This window comes from Microcystis sp. M49636_WE2 (genome assembly GCF_030065375.1).
Lineage (GTDB): Bacteria > Cyanobacteriota > Cyanobacteriia > Cyanobacteriales > Microcystaceae > Microcystis > Microcystis aeruginosa_C.
Map to the genome: position 1 here is coordinate 1 of NZ_JASJFG010000402.1, position 1,140 is coordinate 1,140.

A 1,140-nucleotide genomic window follows, 5' to 3' on the forward strand; every position below is an offset into this window, starting at 1 on the left:
AAGTTTAATCCGTAATACAGTAGATGATACTCTAGATGAATACTTTGGTGATCCGGATGAGGGAAAACAAGTTAAAGAATCTTTTAAAGAAAAGTTATTAGAAATCCAACAAAAAAGACTACAAGGAAGAGCGACTATTCCCGCAGCTGAGGTGGATAAAAGATATGGGATAGAACCTTAAATGAGCTATTCTGTTACTTTTGAACCAGAGTCGATAACTGATTTAGATTTGATCACAGATTTTAAGTAGCTGGTTATAATTAAATTAAAAATGGATTTTAGGTTCGATCCCCCCTGCCCCCCTTGATAAGGGGGGTGCCGATAGGCGGGGGGATCCCCCCTTGATAAGGGGGGTGCCGATAGGCGGGGGGATCTGAAAGTTTTTAATACCTACCTACTTATCAGACTGAGGATTCTTAATAAAATTAAATGGTTAGCCATCAACTTTGAACAGATAACCCCCCTTCCTCTTACGAGAGAATGGTCAGGGTTTTACAAATTAAGAGTAGGAGATTATCGGGTTATTTATGAATTTGATCGAGAGAGTAGGATAATTATTATTATTAGAGTAGGTCATAGAAGTGAAGTTTATGACTAAATACTTACTAAAATAATTGGGATCAGCAATAAGCTAATACCCATTTTAAACGCCTATCCTTAGAATAGCGAGATTATTTTCTAGTAAAAATTGCCAAAAATAGCCCAATTATTGACAAAATTATGGCAGCATAAATCGAGCGGTAGCCCTGATTAATTACGGCACGGCATATAATAAAAAACGGTCTCCCTAAACCAGTTGCTAAAATCGCCGCCATGGACAGTCAATTACTCGATAAACTCGGACAATTACAAAACCTCTTAAAAACCAGCGAAAAAGCGCTGATTGCCTATTCTGGGGGCGTGGATAGCACCCTAGTGGCAAAAGTGGCCTATGATTTGCTAGGGAGTCAAGCATTGGCAATTACGGCGGTTTCCCCCTCCCTACTGCCGGAAGAATTGGAAGAAGCGATCGCTCAGGCCGATTATATCGGTATTCGGCATGAATTGGTGGAAACCGAGGAAATGAATAACCCCAATTACACCAGTAATCCCGTTAATCGCTGTTATTTCTGCAAAAGTGAGCTACACGACACCCTTAAA

3 protein-coding genes are annotated in these 1,140 nt (G+C 40.0%); all 3 read left to right on the plus strand.

Annotation, left to right across the window (positions count from 1 at the left end; all coding sequences use genetic code 11):
• Window positions 1-181, plus strand: a 181-nt coding sequence (locus PX484_RS09640; RefSeq protein ID WP_288103638.1) for a hypothetical protein, incomplete at its 5' end; no start/stop codon positions are given.
• A 192-nt stretch (window positions 182-373) separates the two neighbouring features.
• Complete coding sequence (locus tag PX484_RS09645) at window positions 374-598, plus strand: type II toxin-antitoxin system RelE family toxin (RefSeq protein WP_353845702.1); 225 nt, start codon at window positions 374-376, stop codon at window positions 596-598.
• A 215-nt stretch (window positions 599-813) separates the two neighbouring features.
• The coding region (locus PX484_RS09650; protein WP_502882718.1) for an adenine nucleotide alpha-hydrolase family protein at window positions 814-1,140 on the plus strand (327 nt) is incomplete at its 3' end.